General features: G+C 62.5%; 4 protein-coding genes. 3 read left to right on the top strand and 1 reads right to left on the bottom strand.

The features are described 5' to 3' along the window. From AC1DT2_RS20835 to AC1DT2_RS20845, 3 genes are all read left to right on the top strand, one after another. Positions 1-676, top strand: a 676-nt coding sequence (locus AC1DT2_RS20835) for an MFS transporter (protein WP_477298456.1), incomplete at its 5' end; no start/stop codon positions are given. A 74-nt stretch (positions 677-750) separates the two neighbouring features. Beyond that, positions 751-1,545 carry a hypothetical protein gene (locus tag AC1DT2_RS20840; protein WP_477298457.1) on the top strand — a complete coding sequence of 265 codons (795 nt, stop codon included), beginning with the start codon at positions 751-753 and terminating at the stop codon, positions 1,543-1,545. Between the two features lie 48 nt (positions 1,546-1,593). Next, positions 1,594-1,938 (top strand): DUF488 domain-containing protein, encoded by a 345-nt coding sequence (locus tag AC1DT2_RS20845; RefSeq protein ID WP_477298458.1) that lies wholly within the window; start codon positions 1,594-1,596, stop codon positions 1,936-1,938. Between the two features lie 15 nt (positions 1,939-1,953). On the opposite strand, the gene AC1DT2_RS20850 is transcribed toward AC1DT2_RS20845, so the two are convergent. Continuing rightward, a partial coding sequence (locus AC1DT2_RS20850; RefSeq protein WP_477298460.1) for a beta galactosidase jelly roll domain-containing protein occupies positions 1,954-2,364 on the bottom strand: 411 nt, incomplete at its 5' end.

The following is a 2,364-nucleotide window of genomic DNA, read 5'->3' on the forward strand; positions in this document are numbered from 1 at the left end:
GGTCATCGGTGTACTCGCCTTTTTCTGGCAGCTTGTCGTGTTGCCGAAGATGGCGCCTACCGGTTCGGCGCGGATGGGTACGCTGGTTGAAGTCATGAAGCGTCCCGTCATGCGTGCGGGCATGATCTCGGTGCTCCTGGTGTTCACCGGGCATTTCGCGTTCTTCACGTATTTGCGGCCCTTTCTCGAAGTCGTGACGGGCGTGGGCGTGAACGGGCTGTCGGTGATCCTGCTCGGCTTCGGCGTCGCCAATTTCATCGGTACGTCGCTCGCGGGCTTCGTCCTCGAGCGCAGCCTTCGCATGACCCTCTTGCTGATGCCCCTGGCGATGGGTGCGATCGCCCTGGCGCTGGTGGCCCTGGGTCGCGCCCCGATGGCTGACGCGCTACTCGTCGCGCTGTGGGGCATGGCCTTCGGCGCCGTGCCGGTGGCGTGGACGACATGGATCACGAAGACCGTTCCCGATGAAGCCGAAAGCGGTGGCGGCCTGATCGTGGCGGCGGTGCAGTTCGCCATCACGCTGGGCGCAGCAGCGGGCGGCCTGGTGTTCGATCGGGCCGGTGCATCGGGCGTGTTCGTCGGCGCCGGTGCGGTGTTACTCGTGGCGGCGGCGATGATCTTCGTCAGTATGCGGGATCGTTCCGAGGCGCATGTGGCGGTGACGTCCGAGGCATGATGAGTGTGGGATGATCCGCCGAGGCCAGCCATGTTGGCCCCTGTTGGATCATCCCATCGTCAGAAGGCGTTGCCGTGGATCAAGACTTGAGTTCGGATGCGACCCGGCTTGGGCGCAAGAGCATCATCTTCGCCCTGGTCACGACGCTTTTCGCGCTTGTCGCTCATGCGGTGGCCTACCTCACGCATGAATACGCACACACGTTGACTGCCTGGTCGCTGGGCTGGATAGCGAAACCATTCGACGTCGACTATGGCGCCGCGACTGTCTCTAACGTCATCTTGCTTGGCGACGTTTCGGACAACGTGAGCTATGACCCGATCTTCGCGAGCGGGCACGGCCCGAGTGCAGCGGTCATTGCGCTCGCAGGCCCCTTCGTTGGGAACGGTCTGCTCTACTTCCTCATCTACGCACTCACGACGACATGCTGGATCAGGTCCAGACGGTACGTGGTGATGTTCCTCTACTGGCTGTCGCTCATGTGTGCTGCGAATGTCTGGAGCTATGTGCCCCTCCGGGCGCTGACCACGCACGCGGACATTGCACTCGCCGCGAAAGGCCTTGGCATCTCGACATGGCTGCTGTTTCCCTTCGTCATGGCGGTGTCTGCCTGGGTGACATGGCACTTCCTGACGCGGATGCTGGCGCATGTCTACGAGACGATCACCGCCGGGTCGCTGCCCAATGGCATCCTCTTCATCGCCTTTACCGCCTTCTGGTACTTCTCCTTCTTCAGCGGTGATGCGATCAATGGTTCCTACGGCCTGATTTCTCAGATCCTGTCGATGACGTCCCGCTACCTGCTGTTTCCGCTCTGCGCAGCGTGGCTTGGCAGCCGTTATATGAGCCGGGTTACTTCCCCGCGTTAATCAACGTCGCCAGCGCCATAATGGGTTCACTCCCATGGAGTCGATGCCATGCCCAACTTATCCGTCAAGCGCGTGTACGAAGAGCCATCGCCTCGTGATGGCATGCGCGTGCTGGTCGACCGGCTCTGGCCCCGTGGCCTGACCAAGGAGAAGGCGGCTGTCGACCTCTGGCTCAAGGAGATCGCGCCGACGCCGACGTTGCGAACCTGGTTCGATCATCGCGAAGACCGTTTCGACGCCTTTGCCGAAAAGTACCGGCACGAGCTCGAGCACAATCCGGCGGTGGCGGAACTGCGCGCGCTGGTGAAGAAGCGCAAGGTGACGCTGGTCTACGGGGCACACGATCCCGCGATCAACCATGMCGTCGTCCTCGAGGCATGGCTGGGAGCCTGATCCCGCGCGATCGGGTCAGTTCGTCGCGCCGGGCTTGAGCGAGGCCTTCTGTGCCTTCGTCACTTGCTGATAGTCCGGCGCCGCGACCGGCTTCGGGTCCAGTGCACTTCGGTAGTTGCCCTGCATCACCAGCGATACCTCGCCCAATCCACCGTCCTGTGCCGTACTCCACGAAGCGATGGCGACGGTGTTGTCTCCGTTCGTGTTCAGCAGCCCTGCCGGCAACTCGAAGTCGGTCTGCGGACCGACGTCGCTGATGTAACGTCCCATCTGCCAGCCGTTGATGAAGATGATCGCGCGATAGTGATGCGGCGCGATGTCGTGGATGCGCAAGGCGATGGGCACGTCCTGGCCCGCGGGAATATCCAGGTGGAAGCGAGTTCGATACCAGTCGACGCCGGGCTTATCCGTTTCGCGGGGCAGGGT

This window comes from Luteibacter sp. P4_E6 (assembly GCF_056401535.1).